Source organism: Acidovorax sp. LjRoot74, from assembly GCF_964254355.1.
Classification (GTDB): Bacteria; Pseudomonadota; Gammaproteobacteria; order Burkholderiales; family Burkholderiaceae_C; genus Acidovorax.
In genome coordinates this window covers 3,122,248-3,147,000 of record NZ_CAXUTI020000001.1, presented here as the reverse complement: position 1 = coordinate 3,147,000, position 24,753 = coordinate 3,122,248, and the positions used below count along the sequence as shown (strand labels likewise).

Here is a 24,753-nt window from a genome sequence, read left to right as displayed (position 1 = left end):
AGACATCGCCAGGCGGTGCAGGAACTGTGCGCATTACATACCGAAAATGCGGGCTCTCGGATAATGCGTGCCTTCATGACCGAATCCGCGCCTTTCTCCCCCCCGCCCACCGCCCCCCGCGCCGCCCCTGCCACCCCGCCGCTGCGCATCACTTTTCCCGAATCCCTGCCCGTCTCGGGCAAGCGCGAAGAGATCATGGCGGCTATCACCAAGCACCAGGTCATCATCGTGTGCGGCGAGACGGGCTCGGGCAAGACCACGCAGTTGCCCAAGATTGCGCTGGCGCTGGGCCGGGGCAAGTGCAATGCCAAGCCAGGTCAGAAAGGCCAGCTCATCGGCCACACCCAGCCGCGCCGCATTGCCGCCAGCAGCGTGGCCAAGCGCATTGCCGAAGAGCTGAACACGCCGCTCGGTGATGTGGTGGGCTTCAAGGTGCGCTTTCAGGACCGCCTCTCGCGCGATGCCTCCGTCAAACTCATGACCGATGGCATCTTGCTGGCCGAGACGCAGACCGACCCGCTGCTCAAGGCCTACGACACCATCATCATCGACGAGGCGCACGAACGCAGCCTCAACATCGACTTCCTGCTGGGCTACATCCGCCAGATCCTGCCGCGCAGGCCTGATCTGAAAGTCATCGTCACGTCTGCAACGATTGATGCCGACCGCTTTGCCAAGCATTTCGAGTCGGCCAAGGGCCCGGCCCCGGTCATCATGGTCTCGGGCCGCACCTTTCCAGTGGAGCAGCGCTGGCGGCCGTTTGAGGAGACGCGCGACCACGGCCTGAACGAGGCCATTGCCGATGGCGTGGATGAACTCTGGCAGGGCAACGCCGAAGGCGACATCCTGATCTTCCTGCCCGGTGAGCGCGAGATCCGCGAAGCCGCCGACCACCTGCGCAAACACCTGTCGCACCAGCCCGTGATGCGCAACGCCGAGGTGCTACCGCTGTTCGCCCGCCTGTCGCAGGCCGAGCAGGACCGCATCTTCGACGGCCACACCGGCCGCCGCATCGTGCTGGCCACCAACGTGGCCGAGACTTCGCTCACCGTGCCGGGCATCCGATACGTCATTGACGCAGGCACCGCGCGCGTCAAGCGCTATTCATTCCGTAGCAAGGTAGAGCAGCTGCTGGTCGAGCCTATCAGCCAGGCCGCCGCCAACCAGCGCGCAGGCCGGTGCGGCCGCGTGGCCAACGGCATCTGCATCCGCCTGTACGACGAGGCGGACTTCAACAGCCGCCCGCGCTTTACCGACCCCGAAATCCTGCGCAGCTCGCTCGCAGGCGTCATCCTGCGCATGAAGTCGCTGCACCTGGGCGATGTGGGGCAGTTTCCCTTCATTGAGGCGCCCTCGGGCCGCGCGATTGCCGACGGCTACCAGCTGCTGGGTGAACTCGGCGCGGTGGACGATGCGAACGAACTCACGCCCATGGGCGTGGAGCTGTCCAAGCTGCCGCTGGACCCGCGCGTGGGCCGCATGATCCTGGAAGCGCGCGAGCGCCGCGCGCTCGACGAGGTGCTGGTCATCGCCAGCGCGCTCAGCGTGCAGGATGTGCGCGACCGCCCGCTCGAAGCGCAGCAGCAGGCCGACCAGGCACACGCCAAGTTCGACGACGAAAAAAGCGAGTTCAGCGGCTACCTCAAGCTCTGGAAGTGGATCAACGAAGCACGGGGCGGGGCGCCCAGCCTGCCGTCGGCGCGCGCACAAAAAGCCATGGCCCAGCACAAGGCGCCTTCGCAAGCGCATCTGCCCGTGGCTCAGCGTGCCGTGGCTGCTGCGGCACCCGCATTGGCCGTTGCGACCGTTGCGGCCGTTCCAGCGCCCACCCACAAACTCAGCAACCGCCAGTACGAGCAGCTGCTGCGCCAGAACTTCATCAGCATTCGCCGCCTGCGCGAGTGGCGTGACATCCACACCCAACTGCTCACGGTGGTGACCGAGCACAAGTGGCAGATCAACACCCAGCCCGCGAGCTACGAACAGATCCACCTTTCCATGCTCTCGGGCCTGCTGGGCAACATCGGCGTCAAGAGCGATGAGGAAGACTGGTACCTGGGCGCGCGTGGCATCAAGTTCTACAAGCACCCGGGCGCCCACCTGAACAAGAAGCCGGGCCGCTGGATCGTGGCGGCCGAGCTGGTCGAGACCACGCGCCTCTTCGGCCGGGGCATCGCCGCTATCGAACCCCAGTGGCTGGAGCAGGTGGGCGGCCATCTGCTCAAGAAGCAGATGTTGGACCCGCACTGGGAGAAAAAAGCCGCGCAGGTCACCGCGCTGGAGCGCGCAACGCTCTACGGCATCGTTGTCTACAACAACCGCCGCGTGGACTTCGGCAAGGTGGACCCGCAGGGCGCCCGCGAAGTCTTTCTGCGCGAAGCCCTGGTGGGCGGCGAGTGGGACACCCGCCTGCCGTTCCTGGCCGCCAACCAGAAGCTCATCGCCAAGGTCGAAGAGCTGGAGCACAAGTCGCGCCGCCAGGACGTGCTGGTGGACGACGAACTCATCTACGCCTTCTACGACCAGCAGGTGCCGCAGGACGTGTGCAGCGGCACCACCTTCGAGCGCTGGTACAAGGACGCGAGCCGCGCCAACCCCGAGCTGCTCAAGCTCACGCGCGACGAACTCATGCGCCACGAGGCGGCGGGCATCACCACCAGCGCCTTCCCCAAGACCGTGCGCCTGGGCGGCGTGGACTGCACCGCCACCTACCTGCACGAACCCGGCGACGCACGCGACGGCATCACTGTGACCATCCCGCTCTTTGTGCTCAATCAGGTGAGCGACGAGCGCTGCGAATGGCTGGTGCCCGGCATGCTCAAGGACAAGATCCAGGCGCTGCTCAAAAGCCTGCACCAGCGCCCGCGCAGCCGCTTTGTGCCGCTGCCCGAATCGGCCGCGCGGCTGGCCGAGCTGTTTAATGCGCCCGAGCGTTTTGGCACCGGCAGCCTGACGGACGCGCTGCTCAAGCAGGTGCGCGACGAGACCTCGCTCGACGTGAAGCGCGCCGACTTCAAGCTCGACATGCTCAGCCCCCACCTGTTCATGAACTTCCGCGTGGTGGACGAACATGGCCGCCAGTTGGGCCATGGCCGCAACCTGGGCGCGCTTAAGGCCGAATGGGGCGCCAAGGCGCGCGGCGCCTTCCAGGCGCTGGCGGGGCTCAAGCTGGGCGGCACAGCGGCAGAGGGTCAAAAACCTGAGTCAAAAATGCCCTCTGCGCGCGATGGTCAAGCGCAAGCAGCTATCAAATCAGGAGCGTCTGCGTCAACACAGCCCGCGCAGGCCACCTCGCCAGTGCACGCCACGCCATCGGCCCCCGCAGGCCAGCGCTACACCAGCTGGACGTTTGGCGAGCTGCCCGAACTCATGGAGATCAAGAAGGCTGGGCAGACGCTGATTGGCTTCCCGGCCCTGATCGACGGCGGCGACGCCGTGAGCATCGAAGTGTTTGACGAGCCCGAGGTGGCCGCCGCCAAACACCGCGCGGGCCTGCGCCGCCTGTTTGCGCTGCAGATCAAGGACGCGCTCAAGTACCTCGAAAAGAACATTCCCGACCTGCAGAAGATGGCCGTGGCTTATATGCTGCTGGGCACGCAGGAAGAGCTGCGCACCCAGATCATCGATGTGGCGTTGGACCGCGCCTTTCTGCTCGACCCGCTGCCCACCGACGAGTACGCCTTCAAGCGCCGCGTGGAAGAGGGCCGGGGCCGCCTCACGCTGATCGCCAATGAGGTCGCGCGCCTGGCGGGCACCATCCTCATCGAATACGCCGCCGCCGCCCGCAAGATCAAGGACACCAAGAACGCCCCGGATGCGACGGCCGACGCGCAACAACAGCTGCAGCGCCTCGTGCCCAAGAACTTCATCGCCGTGGCCCCGTGGACGCAACTGGCGCACTACGCCCGCTACCTCAAGGCCATCACCCTGCGCCTGGACAAGGTCCGCGCCGACCCTGCCCGCGACGCCGCCAAGCTGGCCGAACTGCGCCCTCAAGAGCAGCGCTACTGGCGCCTGGTGGCCGAGCGCAAGGGCGCGGTGGATGCCCGCATGCAGGAGCTGCGCTGGCTGCTGGAGGAACTGCGCGTGAGCTTCTTCGCACAAGAGCTGCGCACGCCGCAGCCGGTGAGCGTCAAGCGGTTGGACAAGCTGTGGGCGCAGGTGAATAGCTGATGTAAGGGGACGGGCGGCAGGCGGGGCTATGGGCGTTCCAGGCGGCTTTGCAGCGATTGCGGCCGCCCGATAACTTGCGCACTACTCACGCTCTAGGACGCATTCCAGACATTGCGGAGCGCAAATTCCGATATTGCCCTGGCTCAATGAATAGGACCTGCCATTGGCACTGCTGTCACCGCGCACTACCAGCTTGACCAGCCGGGTAGCGTCCTGGCTCGGCAATCAGGCACCAGAGCGGTTACAGCTGGCGTTACGCCAGCTGCCGTGACCCAGCGGCCCTTGAGCTGGGTGGGGTCGATGGTGGGACCAGCTGCATCACCCCCTCCAACTCCGCCACAAGCAGCAAGCAAGCGGGTCGGGACTACAGTGAGCGCGATTGCAGGCACTTTAAGGTGTACTTGGTCACAGTCTTTGATGGCTGTTGTTGCTCTTCCATGGTTGCTGATAGTTCGCGTTTTACGATTTCAGAATGGGTGAGGTCCTGGGCATGTGTCATTCAGAACCAGAACCCATGTGGCATGTCCGGCGCCATCCCCACTACCGACAGCGCCATGTGCCCCGGCGCCCCCGGGTCCGTGATGATCCCATCCACCTTCCCGTCCGCGTCGAACTGCCCGCCATCTTCGATGTGGAAGTCCAGCCGCAGGCGTCCTCCCTCCATCACCATCTTGCCTCCGTAAGGTTCGCTGGCGATGTTCACCCATTGGCCGCTGGCGTTCTCTTTCCAGTATCCATTCACGCCCAGCGCCGGGTCCACGTACAGGCTGAAGTTCTCTCCTGTCTTGCCTTGTCCCAGCTCTACCGTGAAGCTCACCAATCCAATGGGCATTTGCATGCCCGCTGGCAGGTCTTGCGGCGCATCCAGTTGTTTGAGGCTGGTGATGCGTGAATTGTCGTTGCCACTGCCCACCTTGCCGTCTTGACTGCTGGCCACCAACGTGGTGAAGGTAGGCGGTGCGTTGCCGGGGTTGCTCTCGCCCGTGGGGCTGAGCACGAAGCCTATCGAGGCCACTCCCGGCTGTTCGCTGTCCCTGACGCCGTCTCCGTTACCGTCTCCGGTGGTTGTTGTGCCACCGGGGCCAGGGATCCCTGGGGTCAGGTCTTCCACAGCGTTAGGCACGCCGTCGTTGTCTGGCACCCCGGGCGTCGGCGGGGTCACGGGTGGGGTTACCGGTGGTTCCGGGTCGGGAGTGACTGGCAAAGTACCCAGTAGCAGTTCTCCGGCCGTTGTATCACTTGCAACATTGCCAGCGAGATCGGTAACTGTAGCCACCACCTCGTAGCGCTGGTTCAGTGCCAGTGTCAGTGTGCCGGTGGCCGGCACCGCCGTAGCCAGATCCAGGCTCCAGGCACCGGCCACCGGCACGACGTCATAGGTGGCGCCGCCCACCGTGACAGTCATGGTTTCACCGGCTCCCAAGGCGGCGGCGCCCGTTAGCACCGGCGTCAAGCTTTGGCTCGACAAGGCAGCGACGGTCGGTACGGTAGCTGCTGTGTCGTAAATGTAGGCCTGGCCGAGCACAGCACCATCGTTGCCTGCCGTATCGGTGACCTTGACCAGCAGTGTGTCGCTGACGCTCAGCGTCTGGCCCCCCAGCGACCAGGCGTTGTTGCCGACAGTCGATGTGGCTGCAGTCCAGGTGGCGCCGTTATTGAGCGAGACCAGCACCTGCTCTCCAGCAGCCAGGTTGGCAGACAATGTGCCGCTGACCGTCTGCGCTGCCGTCTTGGTAATGAAGTCGGTGGACGAGACTCCAGTGTCAGCCGACAAGACCACCGAGGCTACGCTCGTGGTCGGGGCGGTAGTGTCAAGCACGTAGGCCGCATTGGTTGCGGTGCCATTGTTACCGGCCACATCGCTCACTCTCAATTGCAGGGTGTTACTGCCGGCCAAAGTGACGCCGTTCCAGGTCAGTGTGGTGCCAGACACTTTGCTGGTGACGTCGGTCCAGGTGGCGCCGTTGTCAAGCGAGCCGTACACCACGTCGCCAGCGGCCGGCGCGCCGCTCAACGTGGCGCTGATGGTCTGCGCCGCCGTGTGGGTGATCAGGTCGCCCGCCACGCCGGTGTCGGCCGACAGCGCGATGCCGTTGAAGCTGATGGTCGGCGCCGTGGTGTCGAGCACATAGGCGTGCCCGTACGCGGTGCCGCTGTTACCGGCGTCGTCCACCACTCTGACCTGAAGCGTATTGCTGCCCACCAGAGTCTGGCCGGGAAGCGACCAAGCGCTGGCCCCAGCCGAGGCAGCAGCCAGCACCCATGTGCTTCCGTTATCGAGCGATACATAGACCTTCTCGCCACCGGCCAGATTGGATACCAGCGTGCCGCTGAGGGTTTGCGCGGCTGTCTTGGTGATGAAGTCAGTAGCGGACGTGCCAGTGTCGGCCGAGAAGGTGGCGCTGGCAATGGTGTTGGTCGGCGCAGTCGTGTCGATGACCAGGTCTTTGTTCGCGCCCAAGGAACTGGCCGCTCCCGGCGTAGCCAAGGTCAGTGCGGCAGGCTGATGAGAACCGCCTGCATCAACAATCGTGGCGCCATTGAGCGTCAGCGCGCCGGTCGAACTGTAGTCGAGGTCGGCGCTGTTCTGGCCGGCGCCGACCGTGTAGACGAAGGTCAGTGTGCTGCTCCCAGAGCCACCTGAATAGGTAGCGCTGCCACCGCCATCCAGCGCCAGGGTCGGAATACCGCCGGTGGTATCAACATCCACTGCCGTGGAGAAGTCGACAGTGATGGTGACCGTCGAACCGACTGCGTATGCGCCGTCGGCCGTGCTGGCGCTGACGTTGGTGATACTGGGGTTGGAGCCGTCGACATCGACAGCGGCGGTGCTGGCAACGCTGTTGAGAGTGGTCGCGGCGCTGTTGCCAGCGGCGTCCCGCAGTGTGCCACCATTGACCGACAGTGCACCAACGGTGATACCGTTGGCGTCGACGTCGCCACTTTGAACGGTGTAGCGGAACAACAGCGCGCTTGTACCCGAGCCAGACACATAGTCGGCGTAGCGGGTGGTGGCGCCGACCACGAGGGCGATGCGTGGTGTACCCCCGCTGGTGTCTACAACAACCGCCTCGAAGAAGTTCGCCGTGAAGTCCAGTGCGGCCCCACTGTAGTAAGTGCCGTCGGCAGGCACTGTAACCGATGTTACGGCAGGGGCGGTGGTGTCGACGGTGAAGGCCAGCGCAGCCGAGGCGGCCGAAGCATTTCCGGCCGTATCGGTCGACACGACGGTGATGGTGTGGCCACCCTCCGCCAATACGCCAGTGGTCAAGGTCCAACCACCAGCGCCGGCAGTGACGGCGCCAAGCAGGGTAGCACCGTCAAAAACCGTGACGGTGCTACCGTTTTCTGCGTTGCCGGTCAATGTCGGAGTAGTGTCGCTGGTGATGCCATCGCTGTTGGACAAGCCGCTGTCGCTAGCACTGTTCAGCACCGGGGTGCCTGGCGTGGCTGGGGTGTTGGTGTCGAGCGCATAGGCCTGGCTGCGCACGGTGCCATCGTTGCCGGCAGAGTCGGTCACTCGCAGCTGCAACGTATCGCTGGCAGTCAGCGTGACGCCATTCCAGGTCAGCGCCGTTCCAGACACCTTGCTGGTGATATCAGTCCATGTGGCTCCGTTGTCGAGCGAGCCATACAGAATGTCGCCGCCGCTCAGAACATTGCTGAGCGTTGCGGTAATGGTTTGGGCCGCGGTCTTGGTGATGAAGTCGGTGGCACTGGCGCCCGTGTCGGCCGACAGCGACAGATTGCTGAAGGTGGTGGTGGGCGCGGTGATGTCGTACTGGTAGGCCTGGGATAGCACGCTGCCGTCGTTGCCGGCGGTGTCGCTGACCTTGACCTTGAGGGTGTTGCTGGCGGTGAGCGTGCGCCCCGTCAGCGACCAGGTGTTCTGGCCCACGGTGGTGGTGGCGGTGGCCCAGGTGGCGCCGTTGTCGAGCGAGACCAGCACCGACTCGCCGGCGGCCAGGTTGGCCGACAGCGTGCCGCTCAGGTCCTGCGCCGCCGTGCGGGTGATGAAGTCGGACGACGAGGTGCCGCTGTCGTTGGAGAAGCTGGCGCTGGCCACGGTGGTGGTGGGCGAGGTGGTGTCGAGCGTGTAGTTCTGGGAGCTCAAGCCGCTGTCGTTGCCGGCCGCGTCGGTCACCTTGAACGCGATGGCGTTGCTGCCGGCGCCCAGCGTGGCGCCATTCCAGGTCAAGGAGGTGCCAGCCACCTTGCTGGTGACGTCGGTCCAGTGGCTGCCGCCGTCGACGGAACCCCAGACGATGTCGGTGCCGGCTGGCGCGCCGCTGAGCGTGGCGGTGATGGTCTGGCTGGCCGTCTTGGTGATCAGGTCGCTGCTGCTGGTGCCGGTGTCGGCCGACAGCGTGATGGCGGTGAAGCTGGTGGTGGGCGCCGTGGTGTCCAGCGTGTAGCTGTGCGTGTAGGCGGTGCTGGAGCCGTCGGCGTTGGTGACGCGGGCCTGGAAGGTGCTGCTGCCGGCCAGCGTGGTGGTGGTGCTCCAGCTGCTGGATCCGACCGCGTAGGTGGTGGCGTCGCTCCAGCTGCCGCCGTTGTCATACGACACCTGGACCTTTTCGCCTGTGCTCAGCGTGGTCGACAGCGTGCCGCTGATGGTTTGCGCGGCGGTCTTGGTGATGAAGTCGCTGCCGCTGGTGCCGGTGTCGGCCGACAGGCTGGCGCTGCTGACCGTGACCGTGGGCGGGTGCAGCACGGCCTTGACGTCGGTGATGTCGAAATTCTGGAACAGCCCGAAATCGCCGGAACTGAACACCACCTGCTTGACGTCGTTGATCGGTTTGCTCAGGCTGCCATTGATTAGCGTTTGCCAGGAGTTGGCGAGCGAGTTGACTGTCAGGGTGTCCGTCGTACCGTCGGCATACGTAAAGTCTATCGTCAGGCTACCTGTCAGGACGCCGACAGCAAATGAGTTGATGTCAAACGAGTAGCCAGCCGCGGCGGTGATGGTCAGCTTGATCTCGTTGGTGGGGCCTTGATAGGAGTACAAGCCGTCCGAACTATAAGAAAAATTATCTATGCCCAGCCCGCCGGCGGCGGCGCCACCTGTAAAGGTGATATTTTGGCCGTTGACCTGTTTTACGATAGTGGTGGAAGAGTAGTCGGCATCCATGCCAGTGAGGCTGATCAGGGTGAATACATCCTGATAGTCGGCAATCTCTAGGGTTTTGGTGTCGATCTTGCCTTCGTGCGCTTCTAGCGCCCAGTTGCCACCCAGTGCCGCGGCTCCCGTCAAGTCTGTTGAAGCCGCGACGTCGGCACCAGTCAACTGGGCCAGTGTCGATACGAATTGCGCGCCCCCCTCGCCGGCACCCACATCACAGGCATACACCAGCAGGTCGCCATCCGGGGTCATGGCACGGCCGATGGCGGTCAACTGCGCACTATGGGAGTCCAGTTGGTTGCCCAGCACGGTATTGCCCAGCAGCAACTGCCCTTCGCTTCCATGGGCCAGCACGTGCACCGCCCTCACGTCGCCACGCTCCCCCAGCGCTGCAGCCATTTGCTGCAAGCCATCTTCACCGGCTTTCAGCACCACCACCTCCGCACCCGGGGGCAGGCCTTTGAGCAGCGTAGCGACGTCCTGCACACGGCTGTCGACAATAAAGATTTCACGGGTATGGGTGTCAGTGGTCATGGTGGTTTGGGGAGAAAGTGGCTCTAGCGCTTATGGTTATTGCGGTGGCAGCTATCAAATCGTAGTCAGTGCAGGGGGCGCCTGGTGCTGTCGGCACGGCTTGCGCCCATGCGTGCGCAAGGGGGGGCGACGCCGGGGAGTCCGGTAGGTCACCAAGGGGTAGCAGATGGTTGTGGATTCACGAAAGGGGACACTGGCTGCACACAGGAACCCTCTGGGCAGATCTGCGCGCGGGGGGGCGAAGAAGGGGCGTAGTTCACTGCAATGCCCTTTATGCAGGGCGCTGTACCTTGCATTTCGAATACCAACCCGGGGTTTGGCATCACTCTGGGCAGAAGTGACCAACGGCGATACCGTTTTTTACCAGAAAGTAATTTCAACTACGAATGTTAATTTGTGGATACGAGGAACCTTCACGCCCCACCGGCAGGTTGGAGTGCCGTTGCACTGTCAGTCCACGCCATCTCGCCAGCAGTGTCCCGAAAGCGTCTGGATGTTTCGCAAAAGTATCCGCAGCTAAAAACCAATACGAAGTACCCTGAGCGCTTATCTATGAGGCCCCAATAGCTATCAATTAGATGGCAATGCAGTGGACAGCAGAAGCCCTTGCTGCGCCGCTACGGTATCGCGCAAGAATGCCCACCAGTGCACCGCAGGCGGGACGCTCCAGCGGGATGACGATGTCCGCCTCTCGGCGCTAAAGGTGCACCAGCGCTTGGCAGCGCCTGCAGGTCACCCATCAAGCCGGGATGGTCCAGCGCAAAGCGAGCCAGTTTCGATGCTCGGATCAGGTTTGCACGGTCGGCCGGCTCGGGTTGGCTTGTAGCCAATCTGCGAGCGGCCCCACTAAGGCTTTAAGCGAGGTGGGAAGGTCTCGAAACTTGCAGAACGCATGGTCCCATGCGATCACCTGCATTCCAAGTAGAGTGGCCAAAAAGCTATGGGCAAGTGAAGTTTGTCTTGATGTCCCTCCGGTATTTCACCAACGAGTTGGGCGTGACAGACAATGCCCTCGCGTCAAAAGCGAACAACTCTTGGGCAGCAACGAGAACAATACGATTTCTAGGGTGCGAACGGTCTAACCGCGGCTCGCTCTGCGAGCTGGCTCGAACCAGTGAGTGGCGCATTGCTGCGACGAGAATTGCTTGGCATGCATGATCATTGCCACCAGGAGTTCCTCGCGGAAGTTTCGAGGATTTTTTAGCACACCAGTTTATTAATCGGCATGTTGGGTTTGTACGCCTTCCCTAACGAAAGTGAAGCAGCTGGTTTCGGTGTGTGGAGTCATTCAAGGGTCAAGGCATGAGTGGCTGCTGCCAGCCTGAATCTGACACCTAACTCCTCCACAACCGCATGCGTTGTCGCGGCACATACGTTCTCGCCTGTGCCGAGCTGCTCTGCGTGGCAGCATGGTCACTTTGGCGACGCCGAACCGGGCCACCCCCATTGCCCGGCCACCGCGCGGCATCTAGGCTAGCGGGCAAAAGGAGACTGTCTGCCCTATGCGTTCGCACCACAAGTTCTGGCCTCGCCGCCTGCCGCATTCCATCACCTTGCCTGCCACCTCGCTGTGGGACAACCTGGCCACCAATGCCCGACGCTATCCGGACAAGCCTGCGCTGGTCTTTTTTGGCAGCACCGTGACCTATGCGCAGCTGGCTGCGGGGGCCGAACGGGTGGCGGCACGGCTGGCGGCGCTGGGGGTGCAGCGGGGCGACCGGGTGGTGCTGTGCATGCAGAACTGCCCGCAGCTGGTGATGGCGCACTTTGGCATCCTGCGCGCCAATGCGGTGGTGGTGCCGGTCAACCCCATGAACCGGGCCGAGGAGCTGAAGCACTACATCACCGACCCCGACACCAAGGTGGCGATCACCACGGGCGACCTGGCCCCGGAGATGGCCAAGGCGAGCAATGCGCTGCACCCGTCGGAGCGCCTGGCGCACCTGGTGGTGACGCAGTTCAGCGATGCGTTTGATGTCAACGTGACGGGTGCCGATGCGCCGCCCGAGGCCTGGGCCGAGTGGCTGGGCACCCGGCACCCGCTGCCCGTGCTGGAGGGCGGTGAGGCCCATGCGTGGACGGACGCTGTGGCCTGCACCGACACCCCTCCGGCGCTGGCGGTGGGGCCGCACGACCTGGCGCTGCTGCCCTATACCAGCGGCACCACGGGCCTGCCCAAGGGCTGCATGCACTTGCACAAAAGCGTCATGCACAACGCGGTGGCCAGCAGCCTGTGGGGCAGTGGGTCGGCCGACAACGTGACGCTGGCCGTGGTGCCCATGTTCCACATTACCGGCATGGTGAGCGTGATGCACACGTCCATCTACTGCGGTGCCACCCTGGTGATCATGCCCCGGTGGGACCGGGACCTCGCCGGGCGCCTGATCTCGCGCTACCGGGTCACCACCTGGACCAACATCCCCACCATGGTCATCGACTTGCTGGGCAGCCCGAACTTTGCCAGCTACGACCTGTCGAGCCTGGCCTACATCGGCGGCGGTGGGGCGGCCATGCCCCAGGCGGTGGCGCAGCGCCTGCTGGAGCAATATGGCCTGCGCTACGCAGAAGGCTATGGCCTGACCGAAACGGCGGCCCCGTCGCATGCCAACCCGCCCGACAACCCCAAGCAGCAGTGCCTGGGCATCCCGTTCATGAGCACCGATGCGCGGGTGATCGACCCCGACACCTTGCAGGAAGTGCCCGTGGGCGAGCAGGGCGAGATCATCATCCACGGCCCCGAGGTGTTCGAGGGCTACTGGAAACGGCCCGATGCCACGGCGTCGGCCTTCATCGAGTTCGAGGGCAAGCGGTTTTTCCGCTCGGGTGACCTGGGGCGCATGGATGAGGACGGCTATTTCTTCCTCACCGACAGGCTCAAGCGCATGATCAACGCGAGCGGCTTCAAGGTGTGGCCCGCTGAGGTGGAGGCGCTGATGTTCCGCCACCCTGCGATCCAGGAGGCCTGCATCATCTCTGCCAAGGACAGCTATCGGGGCGAGACGGTGAAGGCGGTGGTGGTGCTGCGCGCATCCCACAAGGACACCACCGAGCAGCAGATCATCGACTGGTGCCGCGAGAACATGGCGGTGTACAAGGTGCCGCGCATCGTGCAGTTTGTGCCGGCGCTGCCCAAGAGTGGTAGCGGCAAGGTGATGTGGCGCACGCTGCAGGAGCAAGAGGCCGCTTAGCGCGGGAAAGGAAAAGCGGGAAGACTGTGTGGAGGGCTGCCGGTGCGCAGCCCTTTCTTTTGGCGGGTGGGGTAGGGCGGGGTGGGGCTGCGTCAGGACGCAGCCGACGCAAGGGTCAGCTCGCCCAGGTCCCGCTCCAGCAGGGCCGGGTCGCCCAGTTGTAGCTCGATCAGGCGGCGCAGGTGAGTCACGCTGTCCAGGTCGATGCCCCGGCACAGCAGGCCAGTGTGCAGCCCGTGCACATGGGCCACCTCGGTGGACATGGCGATGTGGTTGCCGGTTTCGGCCAGGGGGATGGTGATCTGGCAGAGCATGCCGGGCTCCAGCTCGGCCTGGGCGGGCACCGTGATCAGGGCGCCCTTGAGTGACAAGTCCAGCACATGCACGCTGAACGCATCGTGGGAGGTGGTGAGCAGGGCCGGTGCATCAAAGCTGACGCGGACAAAGTGGCGGCGTTCATGGGGCATTGCTGTCTCCTGAGCGAGGCGTGGTGGGCACATGCTACTCCAACCACCGCCTGGTCAGATTGCCTTTGGAGCTTTTGGCAAGCTTTCGTTACGATGCGGCTTCCGCCGTTGATGGATGGAGTCAGGCCGTGGGTCCAGGCGTTTACCGGTTCAGGCGCCGAGGTATTGGCGTGCTGCGATGGGTTGTGGTGATCTCCCTGCTGTGGGTGGGCGTCAGCGCGATCAACGCATCTGCGGCCCCGCGCGAGCTGCGGGTGGGGGTGTATTCCAACGAGCCCAAGGTGTTTGTCGATGAGGACGGCAAGGCTGCGGGCATTTTTGTGGATCTGCTGCAGCTGGTGGCCGCGCGCGAGCAGTGGACGCTGAAGTTTGTGCCCTGTAACTGGCAGGACTGCCTGGAGGCCCTGCGCACCGGGCAGCTTGACCTGATGCCCGATGTGGCCCGTTCGCCCGAGCGCGAGGCGCTGTACGACTTCCACACCCTGCCGGTGCTGCACAGCTGGTCGCAGATCTACCGGGCGCAGGGCAGCGCGATCCACTCGCTGTTTGACCTGCAGGGCAAGCGAGTGGCGGTGCTCAAGGGCTCGGTGCAGCGCGCCACTTTCATCAACATGATGGACAGCTTTGGCATCCAGGTGTCGCTGGTCGATGCTCCGAGCCTGATCGAGGCCTTTGCGCTGGTGCAGCGCGGCGAGGCCGATGCGGTGATTGCCAACCACCTGTTCGGCAACTTCCACTCGGTGCGGTTCGGGGTGGCGGACTCGGGCATCGTCTTTCAGCCTGCCACGCTGTTTTTTGCCACCACCCCGGGGCGCAACACCGATCTGCTGGCGGCCATCGACCGGTCGGTACAGGACTGGCGCAGCGGTGCCGACCCCGCGTATGCCGAGGTGCTGCGCCGCTGGGGCGTGCAGGCGCAGGAGAGGCGCATGTCGCCCCTGGTGTGGTGGAGCCTGGGCGGGCTGCTGGCGTTTGGGCTGCTGGCGGCGCTGGCGGCCCTGGTGCTGCGCCGCCAGGTGCAGGAGCGCACCCGGCACCTGCAGGACAGCGAGCAGAAGCTGGCCACCATCCTCGACAGCGTGGGCGCCTTCATCTACATCAAGGGCCGCGACTACCGCTACCAATACGCCAACCACCACACGCTCAAGCTGTTTGGCAAGGCGGCTAGCGAGGTGGTGGGCCACGATGACACCGCCGTGTTCGATGCCGCCACGGCTGCGCGGCTGCGCGCCAACGACCGGCGTGTGCTGGAGGACGGCGAGACGCTGGAAGCCGAGGAAGTGAACACCCAGCTGGCCACCGGCGAGACCCGGGCCTACCTGTCCGTCAAGATCCCGCTGCGCCATGCCGACGGCAGCGTTCATGCGCTGTGTGGCATCTCCACCGACATCACCGAGCGCCGCAAGGCCGAGGAATCGCTGCAGATCGCCGCCACAGTGTTCGAGTCGTTCGAGGGCATGATCGTCACCGGGCCGGACCAGCGCATCCTCAAGGCCAACCAGGCCTATGCGCGCCTCACGGGCTATGCGGTGGAAGAACTGGTGGGGCAGACGCCCCGGCTGCTGCACTCGGGCCGACAGGACGCGGCCTTCTATGCCGCCATGAAAACTGCGCTGCGCACCACCGGCATGTGGCAGGGCGAGGTGTGGAACCGGCGCAAGGATGGCACGGAGTACCCCGCCTGGATCACCATCACCACAGTGCGCTCGCCTGAGGGCGAAGTCACGCACTATGTGGGCACCCAGACCGACATCTCCAGCCGCAAGGCGGCCGAGGAGGAGATCCGCCTGCTGGCCTTCTATGACCCGCTCACCGGCCTGCCCAACCGGCGCCTGATGACCGACCGCCTGCAGCACAGCCTGGCGGCCAGCGCGCGGTCGGGCACGGGCGGGGCGTTGCTGTTTGTGGATCTGGACAACTTCAAGGACCTCAACGACACCCAGGGCCATGAGCTGGGCGACCAGCTGCTGCGCCAGGTGGCGGCCCGCCTGTCGGGCTGCGTGCGGATGGGCGACACCGTGGCCCGCCTGGGGGGCGACGAGTTCATCGTCCTGCTGGAGGGCCTGAGCCCCCAGGCCGCCGAAGCCGCGGCCCAGGCCGAGACCGTGGGCCGCACGGTGCTGGCGGCACTGAGCCAGAGCTACCTGCTGGGCGGGCTGTCGCACCACAGCGCGTGCAGCATCGGCATTGCGCTGTATGCCGATGCACGGGGCTCGGTGGACGAGCTGCTCAAGCATGGCGACATGGCGATGTACCAGGCCAAGGGCGCGGGGCGCAACACCTTGCGGTTTTTTGACCCGCGCACGCAGGCCAACGTCACGGCACGCACGCTGCTGGAGGCCGGGCTGCGCGAGGGGCTGCGCGAGGGCCAGTTCTTGCTGCACTACCAGGCGCAGATCAACGCGCACCAGGGCGTGGTGGGCGCCGAGGCCCTGGTGCGCTGGCAGCATCCGCAGCGCGGCCTGGTGTCGCCCGCCGAGTTCATCCCCGTGGCGGAGGCCTCGGGCCTGATCGTGCCCCTGGGCACCTGGATCTTGCGCACCGCCTGCCAGCAGCTGGTGGCGTGGGGCCAGGACTCGCGCACCGCGCACTGGACGCTGGCCGTCAACGTGAGTGCGCGGCAGTTCCGCCACAGCCACTTTGTGGACGAGGTGCTGGGCGTGCTGGAGGAAACCGGCGCCAACCCCCACCGCCTGAAGCTGGAGCTGACCGAAACCCTGCTGCTCGACGACGTGGAAGACACCATCGAGCGCATGGAGCAGCTGCGCCGCCACGGCGTGGGCTTCTCGCTCGATGACTTTGGCACAGGCTACTCCAGCCTGAGCTACCTCAAGCGGCTGCCGCTGGACCAGCTCAAGATCGACCAGGGTTTTGTGCGCGACCTGCTCACCGATGCCGACGACGCGAGCATTGCGCGCACCATCGTCACGCTGGCGCACAGCATGGACCTGGGCGTGATTGCCGAAGGTGTGGAAACCCGCGAACAGCGCGACATGCTGGTCGGCCTGGGCTGCCTCACCTGGCAGGGCTACCTGTTTGGGCGCCCGGGCCCTGCGGATGCGCTGCTGGCGGCCGCCGCCGCCCATGCTGTGGCGCCTTGATGGGGGAGCGCCAGGGGTGTTGGAACTCCTTTTTTGATAGCTTAAAGGCCATGATGGATGCGCGGTGGGGGCCATTTTTATTCATAAAATTGGATGATGCTCCGCCCCTGTAGCGGGGCACCCGATGCGCGGCATCTGTCGCCATTGGCTGACATCCTGGCTGTCTCCCCGGAGGTAAGGTACGGCAGGCTTGGCGATCAGCGCAGGCCCCCTCCAGCCCGCGCAGCGGTGCTGGCATGTTTTCGGAGTCCCCCCATGAACACCATCACAACCACAACAACCTTCACCACCTTGCGTCGCCAGGTTTATGGCGCCGCAGCTGCGCTGCTGCTGGCGGCCGCAGGCGGCGCGCACGCCCAGACCTACATCAACGCCACGGTGGGGGGCGAACTGGCACCCGGCGTGTATGGCCGCATCAACATCGGCAATGCGCCACCGCCACCCCTGATCTACGCCGAGCCCGTCATCATCCACCGCCCTGCCGTGGTGGTGCCACGCGCACCCATCTACCTGTATGTGCCCCCGGGCCACGCCAAGAACTGGGGCAAACACTGCGCACGCTACAACGCCTGCAACCAGCCGGTGTACTTTGTTCAAGAACCCCCGCCACGCAAGGGCCCCAAACACCACCACCAGGGCCGCGATGACCGCCGCTGGGACGACGACCACCGCCACGGCGGCGGCAAACACGACCGCGATCACGGGCGTGGCCATGGACGGGGTGATGACCGTGGTGAGCGTGGCGAAGGCCGTGGCAAGGGCCATGGCCCCCGGGACTGAACGGCCTGAGCTGCCGGACGGACTGGCGGCCTGAGCGGCTGCGTGCGGCGGGTGTTACGCCCGCTCCCGTCCTCTCCTTGCGCCACCGCAGATCGCGGGCCTGCGCCAGCGGTTAAGCTCGGGCTTCTATGGCCCAAGTCACCTTTTCCCCACCATTCACTACCCCTTCCGAAGTCGCCAGCCAGCTGCGCCAGGGCGGTTTTGCCGTGTTGTCCCCGGCGGCTGTGGCCGAGTGGATTGGCTGTGATCTGCCTGCGCTGATGGCCCTCAACAGCGACTGGGCCGCGCTGCCGCCCGATGAGTTTCTGAAGGACGGTGGCCGCTACCGCCGCCGCCGCCACGCCTGTTTTGTGGTGCAGGGCGGGCAGGTGCAGCAGGCCCCGCACCGCGCGCACTGGCAGCCGGTCGAATACAACGCGCTGCATGGCGGCATGGAGCGCTGGTTTGCGCCCATGGAGCTTGCCACTGTGGCCCAGCCCGTGTGGCAGCAGTTGCTGGCTGCACTGGCGGGCGTGTCCGATGCTGTGTTTGCCGGGCCGCACGCGCCCGCACCCTGGTTTGTGGAAGCGCACCAGTTCCGCATCGACACCACCGACGGCATTGGCCGCCCCACACCCGAGGGCGCGCACCGCGATGGTGTGGACTTGGTGGCGGTGTTTCTGGTGGGGCGCGAAGGCGTGAAGGGCGGCGAGACCCGCGTGTTCGAGGCCACAGGCCCCAGCGGCCAGCGCTTCACCCTCACCGAGCCTTGGTCGCTGCTGCTGCTAGACGATGCCCGCATGATCCATGAATCCACCCCCATCCAGCCCGTGGCTGCGGGTGGGCACCGCGACACGCTGGTGGTGACCTGCCGACGTGGCAATTTCCAGGGCGCCGATGTGGTGGGGCGGAGCCCGGCCGCCTGAAAACCGGTGCGAGTGCGCTGGATTTGATGCGAATCAAGATGCAGGGTATGGTGGCGGTTCACACTGTGTCCATGGTCAGGCCATAAGAACCTGTTCAAGATCTTTTCGGGGTCGCACAAGTACCTTACTGGGATGGGATGCTAGGCGCGGTGCGCAGCCAATAGCTCGGCTATTGGCAAGCGCCGCAACGCCGCAGACCGCCCGGCAAGGCACTTGCCCGAAGGGTTGGAGTGAAATCGGGCGATTGGACGCCCCGGCTGCTTGCACGGGCACGAGCCCATGCGGCGCACCCGAAGCCTCCACTCCTCCCGATTGCACTCCAATGCGATCCCCGAAAAGATCTTGAACAGGTTCTAAGCCTGGTCCCCCCCTTCATTCAAGGAGTAGCACCATGTTCAAGCACATTCTGGTTCCCGTCGATGGCTCCAAGACCTCGATGCTGGCTGTTTCCAAAGCCGCAGCCCTTGCCAAGACCTTTGGCAGTGCCGTGACGGCGGTGTATGTGATCGATCCTTATCCCTTCACCGGCGTGGGCGCCGACTTTGCCTACGGCCAGGCGCAATACATCAACGCCGCCACGGCCGAAGCCAATGCCGCCCTGGACGCCACCAAAAAGGCCATGGCCGAAGCGGGCGTGCAGGCCAACGCCCTGGTGGGCGAGGGCCATGCGGTGCACGACGGCATCCTGCGCGCACTCGAAGCCTCGGGCGCCGACCTCATCGTGATGGGCTCGCACGGCCGCCGTGGGCTGGAAAAGCTGGTGCTGGGCAGTGTCACCCAGCGCGTGCTGGGCGTGGTGCACATCCCCGTGCTGGTTGTGCGCGACTGATCGCCTTCCCTCCATGAAAAACGGCTCCGAAAGGAGCCGTTTTCATTTCAGTTCTCGACAACGCGGAACACTACCCGCAGCCCACTGCGCGTGGAAGAGGCACGCCCCAAGGCCAGTGCACCCGTGGAGCTGGCTCCGCCAGGCCACCGGGTGCGTCCCCCTTCAGGGGGAAGGCGCCGCAGGCGACTCAGGGGGTCACTCGATCTTCGCGCCAGAGGCTTCCACAATGCCCTTCCACTGCGTGTATTCCTTCTTCAGGAGGGCACCCAGCTGGGCCGATGTCATGGCTTCGGGCTCGGCGCCCTGGGCATGGATGGCGGCCTTCATGTCGGCCGTGGCCAGCAGCTTGTTGACCTCAGCGTTCAGCGCGGCAACCACCGGCGCAGGCGTGCCAGCGGGGGCAAACACGCCGTACCAGGTGCTCACGTCAAAGTCCTTGAAGCCGGATTCGGCCACGGTGGGCACGTCGGGCAGCGACGAGCTGCGTTTGGCCGATGTGACGGCCAGCGGGCGCAGCTTGCCAGCCTTGATCTGGCCCATGGCCGAGGGCAGCGAGGACACGAGCAGGTCCACATTGCCCGCCAGCGCATCCATCAGTGCGGGGTTGGAGCCCTTGTAGGGGATGTGGCTGAGCTTGGCGCCAGCGGCTTGCTCGAACAGATGCCCCGCCAGATGGATGGACGTGCCGTTGCCCGGCGAGCCATAGGTGATGGTGCCGGGGGCGGCCTTGGCGGCAGCCACTACGTCGGCGAGGGTCTTGTACTTGGAGTTGACGCTGGTGGCGATGACCACCGGCGTCCAGGCCACATGGGCCACGGGCGTGAGGTCTTTGGTCGGGTCCCAGGGCAGGTTCTTGTAGAGCCAGGGGCCGATCACCAGGTTGTCTTTCTGGCCCATCACGATGTCGTAGCCGGTCGGCGCGGCCTTCACGGCTTCGCCGATGCCGATGGTGCCGCCCGCACCCGCCCTGTTGTCGGCCACCACGGTCCACTTGGCGCTTTCTGTGAGCTTGGTGGCCACCAGGCGCGAGAGGATGTCGGTGCCGCCGCCGGGCGGGAAGGGCACGATCAAGCGGATGGGTTTGGCGGGATAGGCCGCAGCCGGTGCAGGCGCCTGGGCGTAGGCCGTGGCACCCATGGCGAAGGCGAGGGCGGTGAAGGAAAGCAGGGTGCGAATCATGGTGGGCAATGTCTCCGTCGGTTCAGGGGTGTGCGGGCTGCCGCTGGGGGGGGGAGGGGGCGCCCGGCTGATCTGGGTCAGCGGGCGCCAATGATCGCTGATCACTGGCAGCGCCCGCCTTGCCAATAGCGGGTGGCAGCATCGCCGCTGGCGATGGTAACCACACCGCGACGCTGAGAATCAAAGGCGCTCGAAGATCGCCGCAATGCCCTGGCCGCCGCCAATGCACATGGTCACCAGCGCATAGCGGCCCTGCACGCGCTGCAGCTCGTGAATGGCCTTCACGGTGATCAGCGCGCCCGTGGCGCCAATGGGGTGGCCCAGCGAGATGCCCGAGCCGTTGGGGTTGACCTTGGCCGGGTCCAGGCCCAGGTCCTTGGTGACGGCGCAGGCCTGTGCGGCGAAGGCTTCGTTGGCCTCGATCACGTCCAGGTCGGCCACGGTGAGCCCGGCCTTCTTCAGCGCCAGCTGCGTGGCGGGCACGGGGCCAATGCCCATGTACTTGGGGTCCACACCCGCGTGGGCGTAGGCCACCAGACGTGCCAGGGGCTTGGCACCGCGCGCCTTGGCGACAGCGGCGTCCATCAGCACCACGGCGGCGGCGGCGTCGTTGATGCCCGAGGCGTTGCCCGCCGTCACCGTGCCGTTTTCCTTCACGAACACGGGCTTGAGCTTGGCCATGTCGTCCATCGTGGCGCCGGAGCGGAAGTGCTCGTCGGTGGCGTATTGCACATCGCCCTTCTTGGACTTGAGCGTGACGGGCACGATCTGGTCCTTGAAGTAGCCCGCGGCGGTGGCGCGTTCGGCGCGGTTGTGGCTTTCCACGGCCAGCTTGTCCTGGTCTTCGCGGCTGATGCCCCACTTGGCGGCGATGTTTTCGGCCGTCACGCCCATGTGGATGGTGTGGAAGGGGTCGTGCAGCGCGCCGATCATCATGTCCACCATCTTGGTGTCGCCCATGCGGGCGCCCCAGCGCATGTTCAGGCTGGCAAAGGGCGCACGGCTCATCACCTCGGCGCCGCCGCCAATGGTCACATCGGCATCGCCCAGCTGGATGGCCTGCGCGGCCGACACGATGGCCTGCAGGCCCGAGCCACACAGGCGGTTCACGTTGAACGCGGGCGTGCCTTCGGCGCAGCCGCCGTTGATGGCCGCCACGCGCGACAGGTACATGTCCTTGGGCTCGGTGTTCACCACATGGCCAAACACCACATGGCCCACGTCCTTGCCTTCCACGCTGGCGCGCGCCAGCGATTCCTTGACGACCAGGGCGCCCAGGTCGGTGGGGGCGATGTCCTTGAGGCTGCCGCCAAAGGTGCCAATGGCGGTGCGCACAGCGCTGACGACGACGACTTCACGGGTCATGGGGAGGTCCTTGTAGAAAAAATATGGATAAAAATGGCCGCTTCCGCGCGTCCATCATGCGTTAGTAGCTATTAAAAAAGGAGTAAGCGGGCTCACGCCTCGCGCACGTCGGCCACCGGGTTGGCGCCGAAGTCTGCGCGCTCCAGCCAGGCGAGCACGCGGGTGGCGGCGTCGGCAGGCGATGTGAGCTGGCCACCCGTCTTGAGGTTGGCGAAATTCTGGCGGTCCGGGAAGGCGGCCGGGTCGGCGCCGCGCAGCTGGACCTGCATGTCGGTGTCGATCACACCGGGCGCCAGCGAGCATACCTTGGCGCCATGGGGCTTGATGGCCTCGTCCAGCGCCACGCAGCGCGTGAAATGGTCCATGCCCGCCTTGGCGGCGCAGTAGGCGGCCTGCGAGGCCATGGCCCGGCGGCCCAGGCCCGACGAGATGTTGAGCACCTTGCGCGCCACCGTCCAGGCGTCCGTCGCGCCCAGGAAGGCGGCGGTGAGCTGCATGGGCGCCTCCAGCCCCACACGCAGCGCGTGGGCCAGGTCGGCCAGGTCATGCGGATTGGCGCTGGCCGACAGTGGCGCGATGCGCGGGATCACGCCCGCGTTGTTGATGAGCGTGGCGCTGGCAAACGCCTGCGGGCCCTGGGCTTGCAGCCAGGCCTGCAATTGGTGGGCGGCCTGTGCGCCCTGCGACAGGTCTTGCTGCCACTGCTCCAGCGTGGCGCCTGCGGCCTTGGCCTCGGCGGCCAGATCGGGGTTGGTGCTGCGGGCGATGCAGATCAGGGTGTTGCCGCTTTGGAGCAGCTGCTGGGCCATGGCCAGGCCCATGCCGCGCGATGCGCCGGTGAGGATGATGAGGTGGTTGTGAGGCATCCCGCCATGTTACTGCGCAGTACGCACCGCACAAAGGCTCTCACTGACCTTCGGGCGACTCCAGCACGGCGAGCAGCTGGGCCAGTTTGCGGTCCAGGGCGGCGAGGTCGGCCGCGCGCAGCGGCGCCAGCAGCGCGTGTTCGTTGGCCACATGGGCCTCTACCGCACGGTCGATCAGCGCCAGGCCCGCCGGGGTGAGCTGGACCAGCAGGCTGCGGGCGTCCGCAGGGTTGGGCAGGCGTGTGATCCAGCCGCTGGCTTCAAGCCTGTTCATGCGGTGCGTCATGGTGCCCGAGGTGACCATGAGCGTGGAGAACAGCGTGGTGGGCGCCAGGCAATAAGGCGCGCCAGAGCGGCGCAGCGTGGCGAGCATGTCGAACTCCCAGAACGACAGGCCGAGGGGCGCGAAGGCGGCTTCGAGCCGCCGGTCCACCAGTGCGGCGCAGCGTTTGAGGCGGCCAATGGGGCCCATGGGGGACACGTCCAGGTCGGGGCGTTCGGTGTGCCATTGGGCCAGGATGGCATCCACGGCGTCGGCGGGGCGAAGGTCAGGCATAGGCGTTATTTATCTTGATGTCGAGATTTTATGCTACAGTGATTTATCTTGAATTAAAGATAAAAATCATGACCTCCACCTCGACCCCTTCACCGTCCTCCCGCTGGCTTGACGTGTGCATCACCGCGCTGGCGCCTGCCATCTGGGGCTCTACCTACATCGTCACCACCGAGCTGCTGCCACCCGGGCGGCCGTTCACCGCCGCGCTGCTGCGGGCGCTGCCCGCCGGGTTGCTGCTGGTGCTGTGGGCACGGCGCTGGCCGGTGCCCGGTGGCTGGGGACGCATGGCGCTGCTGGCTGCGCTCAACATTGGTGTTTTCCAGGCGCTGCTGTTTGTGGCGGCGTACCGCTTGCCGGGCGGGCTGGCGGCCGTGGTTGGGGCCATTGGCCCGCTGGTGGTGATGGGCCTGGCCTGGGCGGTGGACCAACGCCGTCCGCCAGACGTGGCGCTGGGGGCGGGTGTGCTGGCGGTGGCGGGCATGGCGCTGTTGCTGCTGGCACCCGGCACCGTCTGGGACGCTTGGGGCGTGGCGGCGGCGCTGGCGGGCACGGTGTGCATGGCCATGGGCACCTTTCTCTCGCGCCGCTGGCAGTCCGGCCTGCCAGTGCTGGCCTTTACCGGCTGGCAGCTGCTGCTGGGCGGGCTCATGCTGGCGCCGGTGGCCTGGTGGGCCGACCCACCTTTGCCCGCACTGACGGCCCCACAGGCCGCTGGGTATGTGTACCTCTGCTTGGCGGGGGCGCTGGTGGCCTACGTGCTGTGGTTCCGGGGCATCGAGCGCCTGCCTACGGTGGCGGTGGCATCGCTGGGGCTGTTGAGCCCGCTCACCGCCGTGGTGCTGGGCTGGGCGCTGCTGGGTCAGTCCATGCGTGGCGTGTCGCTGCTGGGCATGGCCACGGTGCTGGGCTGTGTGCTGGCGGTGCAGTGGGCCATGGCGCAGCGCGGCGCGGGGCGGTGAGCCCGCCCTGGCGTCTGCCCACGCCCGGCCGTCTGGTTTCGCTCTTCGTTTTCCTCCCTTCTTCTTCGTTTGATCTGAAAGGTCTGTTCTTCCATGTCTGCCCACACCGTGGCTTCGGCCATTGAAAACCGTGTCTCCACCCACTTTTTCGACCCCACCCATGGGCTGGACGAAGCCCAGATTGCAGAGCTGGTGCGCCTGGCCACGCTGGCGCCCACGGCCTACCACCTGCAGAACTGGCGCTTCATTGCGGTGCGTACGCCAGCGGCCAAGGCGCAGCTGCACGCGCTGGCCTGGCGGCAGCAGAAGGTGCTGGATGCGGCTGTCACCTACATCGTGTGCGGCACGCTAGGCGCCCACATACAGCTGGCCAACAGACTGGCGCCCGTGGTGCATGCCGGTGTTTTTGCCCAGGCGGTGGGCGATGCCTGGGTGGCCCAGGCCACTGCAGCCCATGCACCCGATGCGCAGCTGCAGCGCGACGAGGCGGTGCGCTCGGCCTCGCTGGCCGCCATGACGCTGATGCTGGCGGCCGAGGGCATGGGCCTGGCCAGTGCCCCGATGGGCGGTTTTGATGCAGCGGGGGTGGCGAGCGCCTTCGGGCTGCAGGCCGACGAATTGCCCGTGATGCTGGTGGCAGTGGGGCGCGCTGCAGCAGTGGCACCGCCCAAGCCGCGCAGGCCGGTGGCCGAAGTGCTGGCGCTGGCCTGAGTACGGGTGTGAGCGCTG

14 protein-coding genes are annotated in these 24,753 nt (G+C 65.7%); 8 read left to right on the top strand and 6 right to left on the bottom strand.

Translation table 11 applies throughout. The annotated features are described in order from the left end of the window. Nucleotides 1-75: 75 nt before the first annotated feature. Complete coding sequence (gene hrpA, locus ACSQ3O_RS14680; protein ID WP_436139426.1) at nucleotides 76-4,173, top strand: ATP-dependent RNA helicase HrpA; 4,098 nt, start codon at nucleotides 76-78, stop codon at nucleotides 4,171-4,173. A gap of 499 nt (nucleotides 4,174-4,672) precedes the next feature. Here hrpA and ACSQ3O_RS14675 read toward each other — a convergent pair whose 3' ends face one another. Further along, nucleotides 4,673-9,829 (bottom strand): Ig-like domain-containing protein, encoded by a 5,157-nt coding sequence (locus ACSQ3O_RS14675; RefSeq protein ID WP_436139425.1) that lies wholly within the window; start codon nucleotides 9,827-9,829, stop codon nucleotides 4,673-4,675. A 1,502-nt stretch (nucleotides 9,830-11,331) separates the two neighbouring features. Here ACSQ3O_RS14675 and ACSQ3O_RS14670 point away from each other — a divergent pair. Then, nucleotides 11,332-13,017 (top strand): long-chain fatty acid--CoA ligase, encoded by a 1,686-nt coding sequence (locus tag ACSQ3O_RS14670; RefSeq protein WP_436139424.1) that lies wholly within the window; start codon nucleotides 11,332-11,334, stop codon nucleotides 13,015-13,017. Nucleotides 13,018-13,109: 92 nt separating this feature from the next. On the opposite strand, the gene ACSQ3O_RS14665 is transcribed toward ACSQ3O_RS14670, so the two are convergent. Next, nucleotides 13,110-13,484 (bottom strand): PilZ domain-containing protein, encoded by a 375-nt coding sequence (locus tag ACSQ3O_RS14665; RefSeq protein ID WP_137748949.1) that lies wholly within the window; start codon nucleotides 13,482-13,484, stop codon nucleotides 13,110-13,112. A gap of 170 nt (nucleotides 13,485-13,654) precedes the next feature. On the opposite strand from ACSQ3O_RS14665, the gene ACSQ3O_RS14660 reads away from it, so the two are divergent. The 4 genes from ACSQ3O_RS14660 to ACSQ3O_RS14645 all read left to right on the top strand — a co-directional run bounded on the left by ACSQ3O_RS14660 (nucleotide 13,655) and on the right by ACSQ3O_RS14645 (nucleotide 19,099). Further along, nucleotides 13,655-16,585, top strand: coding sequence for an EAL domain-containing protein (locus ACSQ3O_RS14660; RefSeq protein WP_436139423.1), 2,931 nt, complete (start codon nucleotides 13,655-13,657; stop codon nucleotides 16,583-16,585). Between the two features lie 255 nt (nucleotides 16,586-16,840). After that, complete coding sequence (locus tag ACSQ3O_RS14655) at nucleotides 16,841-17,365, top strand: hypothetical protein (protein ID WP_436139422.1); 525 nt, start codon at nucleotides 16,841-16,843, stop codon at nucleotides 17,363-17,365. 128 nt (nucleotides 17,366-17,493) lie between these two features. After that, on the top strand, nucleotides 17,494-18,270 hold the full coding sequence (locus tag ACSQ3O_RS14650; RefSeq protein WP_436139421.1) for a 2OG-Fe dioxygenase family protein: 777 nt from the start codon (nucleotides 17,494-17,496) through the stop codon (nucleotides 18,268-18,270). A 391-nt stretch (nucleotides 18,271-18,661) separates the two neighbouring features. Then, nucleotides 18,662-19,099, top strand: coding sequence for a universal stress protein (locus ACSQ3O_RS14645; protein ID WP_298457285.1), 438 nt, complete (start codon nucleotides 18,662-18,664; stop codon nucleotides 19,097-19,099). A 195-nt stretch (nucleotides 19,100-19,294) separates the two neighbouring features. On the opposite strand, the gene ACSQ3O_RS14640 is transcribed toward ACSQ3O_RS14645, so the two are convergent. The 4 genes from ACSQ3O_RS14640 to ACSQ3O_RS14625 form a co-directional block, all read right to left on the bottom strand. Continuing rightward, nucleotides 19,295-20,278: a tripartite tricarboxylate transporter substrate binding protein gene (locus ACSQ3O_RS14640; RefSeq protein WP_436139420.1), complete on the bottom strand. Its 984-nt coding sequence runs from the start codon at nucleotides 20,276-20,278 to the stop codon at nucleotides 19,295-19,297. A gap of 180 nt (nucleotides 20,279-20,458) precedes the next feature. Next, nucleotides 20,459-21,643, bottom strand: coding sequence for a beta-ketothiolase BktB (bktB, locus tag ACSQ3O_RS14635; RefSeq protein WP_436139419.1), 1,185 nt, complete (start codon nucleotides 21,641-21,643; stop codon nucleotides 20,459-20,461). A gap of 92 nt (nucleotides 21,644-21,735) precedes the next feature. Then, a complete protein-coding gene (locus tag ACSQ3O_RS14630; protein WP_436139418.1) occupies nucleotides 21,736-22,509 on the bottom strand; it encodes an SDR family NAD(P)-dependent oxidoreductase in 774 nt (257 codons plus the stop codon). Nucleotides 22,510-22,549: 40 nt separating this feature from the next. Then, entirely contained in the window at nucleotides 22,550-23,065 is a 516-nt protein-coding gene (locus ACSQ3O_RS14625; protein WP_436139417.1) for a MarR family winged helix-turn-helix transcriptional regulator, read from the bottom strand. A 68-nt stretch (nucleotides 23,066-23,133) separates the two neighbouring features. Between ACSQ3O_RS14625 and ACSQ3O_RS14620 the strand changes: the two genes are divergently transcribed. Together ACSQ3O_RS14620 and ACSQ3O_RS14615 are read left to right on the top strand one after the other, a co-directional pair. Further along, a complete protein-coding gene (locus ACSQ3O_RS14620) occupies nucleotides 23,134-24,024 on the top strand; it encodes an EamA family transporter (RefSeq protein ID WP_436139416.1) in 891 nt (296 codons plus the stop codon). Nucleotides 24,025-24,117: 93 nt separating this feature from the next. Continuing rightward, a complete protein-coding gene (locus ACSQ3O_RS14615) occupies nucleotides 24,118-24,735 on the top strand; it encodes a nitroreductase family protein (protein WP_436139415.1) in 618 nt (205 codons plus the stop codon). Nucleotides 24,736-24,753 lie beyond the last annotated feature (18 nt).

Excerpts from the sequence above, each read along its gene's own strand:
- hrpA (WP_436139426.1), top strand. The coding sequence starts at position 76 with ATGACCGAATCCGCGCCTTTCTCCCCCCCGCCCACCGCCCCCCGCGCC.
- ACSQ3O_RS14675 (WP_436139425.1), bottom strand. The coding sequence starts at position 9,829 with ATGACCACTGACACCCATACCCGTGAAATCTTTATTGTCGACAGCCGT.
- ACSQ3O_RS14670 (WP_436139424.1), top strand. The coding sequence starts at position 11,332 with ATGCGTTCGCACCACAAGTTCTGGCCTCGCCGCCTGCCGCATTCCATC.
- ACSQ3O_RS14665 (WP_137748949.1), bottom strand. The coding sequence starts at position 13,484 with ATGCCCCATGAACGCCGCCACTTTGTCCGCGTCAGCTTTGATGCACCG.
- ACSQ3O_RS14655 (WP_436139422.1), top strand. The coding sequence starts at position 16,841 with ATGAACACCATCACAACCACAACAACCTTCACCACCTTGCGTCGCCAG.
- ACSQ3O_RS14650 (WP_436139421.1), top strand. The coding sequence starts at position 17,494 with ATGGCCCAAGTCACCTTTTCCCCACCATTCACTACCCCTTCCGAAGTC.
- ACSQ3O_RS14645 (WP_298457285.1), top strand. The coding sequence starts at position 18,662 with ATGTTCAAGCACATTCTGGTTCCCGTCGATGGCTCCAAGACCTCGATG.
- ACSQ3O_RS14640 (WP_436139420.1), bottom strand. The coding sequence starts at position 20,278 with ATGATTCGCACCCTGCTTTCCTTCACCGCCCTCGCCTTCGCCATGGGT.
- bktB (WP_436139419.1), bottom strand. The coding sequence starts at position 21,643 with ATGACCCGTGAAGTCGTCGTCGTCAGCGCTGTGCGCACCGCCATTGGC.
- ACSQ3O_RS14630 (WP_436139418.1), bottom strand. The coding sequence starts at position 22,509 with ATGCCTCACAACCACCTCATCATCCTCACCGGCGCATCGCGCGGCATG.
- ACSQ3O_RS14625 (WP_436139417.1), bottom strand. The coding sequence starts at position 23,065 with ATGCCTGACCTTCGCCCCGCCGACGCCGTGGATGCCATCCTGGCCCAA.
- ACSQ3O_RS14620 (WP_436139416.1), top strand. The coding sequence starts at position 23,134 with ATGACCTCCACCTCGACCCCTTCACCGTCCTCCCGCTGGCTTGACGTG.
- ACSQ3O_RS14615 (WP_436139415.1), top strand. The coding sequence starts at position 24,118 with ATGTCTGCCCACACCGTGGCTTCGGCCATTGAAAACCGTGTCTCCACC.